Origin of the sequence: Pseudomonas sp. (genome assembly GCF_026224925.1) — a bacterium.
In the GTDB taxonomy this organism is placed as follows: domain Bacteria; phylum Pseudomonadota; class Gammaproteobacteria; order Pseudomonadales; family Pseudomonadaceae; genus Aquipseudomonas.
Genome location: NZ_JAMFRV010000413.1, coordinates 1 through 3,564, shown reverse-complemented (window position 1 = coordinate 3,564; position 3,564 = coordinate 1). Strand labels below are relative to the sequence as shown.

Genomic DNA, 3,564 nt, shown 5'->3' with positions numbered 1-3,564 from the left:
TGGGTCGATGTGCGTGCCAGAGCGATTCGCGATCAGCAAGGCAACGTGTGCTCGTTGGTCGGAGTGACCTCAGACATCAGCGAGCGCAAGCACGGTGAAGCGCAACTCCACCAGCTAAATGAAACCCTTGAGCAGCAGGTTGAGGAGCGCACCTCGCAGTTGCGGCACAACGAGGAGGCGCTACGTCAGTCGCAGAAAATGGAAGCAGTTGGCCAACTTACGGGCGGTATCGCTCACGATTTCAACAATATGTTGACCGGTATCATCGGCAGCCTTGAACTGTTACGCAGACGTCTGTCTCGTGGCAGCACCGAAGACCTCGACAGCTTGATCGACTTGGGCGTGACGTCGGCCAACCGTGCCGCCGCGCTGACCCACCGCCTTCTGGCGTTCTCCCGCCGACAGTCCCTTGATTCGAAACCGGTCAATGTGAACCTGTTGGTTGACTCCATGGGCGAACTGATCCACCGCAGCCTCAATGAAAGTGTCTGCCTGGACATACAATTGGACAAGCAATTGTGGACCGCAGAGGCCGACCCTAATCAACTCGAAAGCGCCCTGCTCAACCTGGTATTGAACGCTCGTGACGCCATGCCTGAAGGTGGCCAACTAGTTGTAACCACGTACAACCAGCGTCTCGATAAAAATTTCACCAGCGTTCATGAGAACTTACAGCCCGGAGAATATGTAGTCCTGAGCGTGAGCGACACCGGCTGCGGCATGCCACAAAGCGTCATCAACCGCGCATTTGACCCGTTCTTCACCACCAAGCCCATTGGCCAAGGCACCGGCCTCGGCCTGTCGATGATCTATGGCTTCAGCAAACAGTCGCACGGCCATGTAGCGATTCAAAGCGAAGTCTCTGTAGGCACCACGGTCCGCCTTTATCTGCCGCGCTTCCCAGGGGAAGAAGAGCAGGATGAACAGGCTTATCAAAGTAACGCCCCCTACGCCAAAGAAGGCGAAACGGTTCTGATCGTCGAGGACGACCAAGCGGTAAGGGTGCTGGTCAGTGAGGTTCTTAGCGAACTTGGCTACGCCTTCATTCAGGCTAGCGACGCACACAGCGCCGTGCCCATCCTGGAATCCTCGCAGCGCATTGACTTGATGATCAGCGACGTTGGCCTGCCTGGGATGAACGGCCGACAGTTGGCGGAGATAGGGAGGCAATTGCGTCCGGCGCTGAAAGTGTTGTTCATTACCGGTTATGCAGAACACGCAGCCGTACGTGCAGGCTTTCTCGATTCAGGCATGCAAATGATCACCAAGCCATTTGCTTTCGATCACTTGACAGCAAAAGTACGGGAAATGATTGAAGCCTGAACGTGCTTTACCACCGCCACCCTATACCCCTGGGACTAGCACAACAGAAGTTTGATCTGGTTATGCAACGTGTCCATGGTGAACGGTTTGGCCAGTATCGGTGCTTTAAAAGCGATAGCGCTGCCAGACTCGGTGATTTCCGCAGGGTAACCACTGATAAAGATGACTTTCAATTCAGGGCGCAACTTGACGGCCGGTTCAGCGATCATCACCCCGGAAATGCCACCGGGCAGACGGTAATCGGTGATCATCAAATCCAGATGAGGCTTGGTTGCCAGGATTTCAAACGCTTGCTCACCGTTCTCAGCCTGCAACACCTTGTAGCCCTCCCCCGATAAGTAATCGGCGAGCAGCATCAAAATCAGCGGCTCGTCTTCGACAATAAGTACGACGTTTTCTGCATCAGAGCTCATGTGAATGCCTTTGGCTTTATTTCTCTGCCATTACGACCATAGAGTGCGGCGGAGGTTGCGTCGCCTGTCCGATAACTCCTATTGGGCATCAAAGTGGCAGGCAGACCCGGAACAATGATCCCGCACCCTCCTCACTTTTCACCGTGATGGTGCCCGCGTGTGCGGTGACGATCTGTTCGGAGATGAACAAGCCCAAACCCAAACCGGCGATGGCATGCTTGGCTGACACCCGCTCGAACTGTTGGAAAATTCGCTTTTGGTTCTCTTCGCTAACGCCAATCCCTTGATCAAGAACATCCACTCGCGCGTGGCCATCCTGGCTATAGACCCGAACGTCGATGGGGCGGTGAGCACCATAGCGCAGCGCGTTAGTCAGGAGGTTGGCAACCACTTGTTCAATGCGAAATTCGTCCCAGGTCCCCACCACTGGCTCATCGGCTACCAGCGAAACCGTGGTTTCAGCCGCGGTTATCTGCGCCGAGAAGCTCTCCAGCAGGTTACTGACCAATTGCGCCAAGTCGAATCGGCTGGGACGAATTGACAGCTTGCCAGTGCGAATGCGTGACACATCGAGCATGTCTTCGATCAACCGGATCAGGCTTTGAATCTGTCGCTCGTCGCGATCCACCATCGCCCGAAGCTTATCCAGGGTGAACGCAGCCGTATTGTCTTTCGCTAAATGCAGTTTGCGCAGTTGGGTTTCCAAAATCAGCCCGTTGAGCGGCGTGCGCACTTCATGGGAAACGATGGACATGAAGTCGTCGCGCATACGCACCGCATGCTCCAGCTCGTTCTGCGTGACCTGGAGCTTTTTGAGCAGCGCTTCCTGCTCCTGACGACTGCGCTCCAACGCTTCGACCTGGTGTTTCATCGCCTTGCGTTGAAGATAAAGATCGACGAAGACATTGACCTTGCTTTTCACCGCATGGATATCCAGCGGTTTGTGCAGAAAGTCGACTGCGCCACTCTCGTAGCCTTTGAAGGCGTAGTTAAGCTCGCGACCTGCAGCGCTGACAAAAACGATGGGGATATTCTTGGTTTTTTCGGTGCCGCGCATCAGCTCCGCCAGCTCGAAACCGTTCATCCCCGGCATCTGTACGTCGAGGATGGCCAGCGCGAACTCATGCTGCAGTAACAGCGACAGCGCCTCATCAGCGGACAACGCTTTATAGACGGCGCGGTCTTCACGTTTGATCAGCGCTTCAAGGGCCAATAAATTTTCTGGCAGATCGTCAACGATCAGCAGTTTGGCTTGGACTTCACTTAGCATGCGATTCTTTCCAGCTCGACAAGCATTTGGCCAATTTCATTCAACGACAGGATGTAATCAGGTGCGCTCAGTGCCAGCGCGGCTTCGGGCATGATGGACACCTGAGCCGTGTTCGGGTCCTGGACTAGCGTAAACCCGCCCTGTTGCTTGATTTGCGCCAGCCCCCGCGCGCCGTCCACATTGGCGCCCGTCAGGAGCACGCCCGCCAAGCGTCGGCCAAAGGTGTCGGCGGCAGACTCGAAGAGGATGTCAATGCTGGGACGAGAATGGTGTACCCGATCCTCCAGGCTCAACGACAGGCTTAAATCACTCTCCACCGAGACGTGGTAACCGGGTGCGGCAAAGTACAGCGTGCCAGCAGCAATGACCTCCTTGTCATCGACTTCTTTGACCGGCATCGCCAAGTGCTGCTGGAAGACCTCAGCCAAACGGCTGCGGCGCTCGCTCGACAGGTGCAGCACAACAATAATTGGCAAGCGAAAACGGGGGGTCAACGCGGAAAAAATGTTCAGCAACGCAGCCACACCACCGGCCGATGCGCCGATGACGATCGCATCG

General features: G+C 55.6%; 4 protein-coding genes. 1 reads left to right on the top strand and 3 read right to left on the bottom strand.

Annotated elements, in window-relative coordinates; all coding sequences use genetic code 11:
- Positions 1–1,323: ATP-binding protein (locus M0974_RS17905; RefSeq protein WP_297839584.1), on the top strand; the 1,323-nt coding region annotated here is incomplete at its 5' end.
- A 35-nt stretch (positions 1,324–1,358) separates the two neighbouring features.
- Here the strand turns inward: M0974_RS17905 and M0974_RS17900 are convergent.
- The 3 genes from M0974_RS17900 to M0974_RS17890 all read right to left on the bottom strand — a co-directional run.
- Positions 1,359–1,736 carry a response regulator gene (locus M0974_RS17900; protein ID WP_297839581.1) on the bottom strand — a complete coding sequence of 126 codons (378 nt, stop codon included), beginning with the start codon at positions 1,734–1,736 and terminating at the stop codon, positions 1,359–1,361.
- 88 nt (positions 1,737–1,824) lie between these two features.
- A complete protein-coding gene (locus M0974_RS17895; RefSeq protein ID WP_297839578.1) occupies positions 1,825–3,006 on the bottom strand; it encodes a hybrid sensor histidine kinase/response regulator in 1,182 nt (393 codons plus the stop codon).
- The coding region (locus M0974_RS17890; protein WP_297839575.1) for a chemotaxis protein CheB at positions 3,000–3,564 on the bottom strand (565 nt) is incomplete at its 5' end. The genes M0974_RS17895 and M0974_RS17890, both read right to left, overlap by 7 nt.

Excerpts from the sequence above, each read along its gene's own strand:
- M0974_RS17900 (WP_297839581.1), bottom strand. The coding sequence starts at position 1,736 with ATGAGCTCTGATGCAGAAAACGTCGTACTTATTGTCGAAGACGAGCCG.
- M0974_RS17895 (WP_297839578.1), bottom strand. The coding sequence starts at position 3,006 with ATGCTAAGTGAAGTCCAAGCCAAACTGCTGATCGTTGACGATCTGCCA.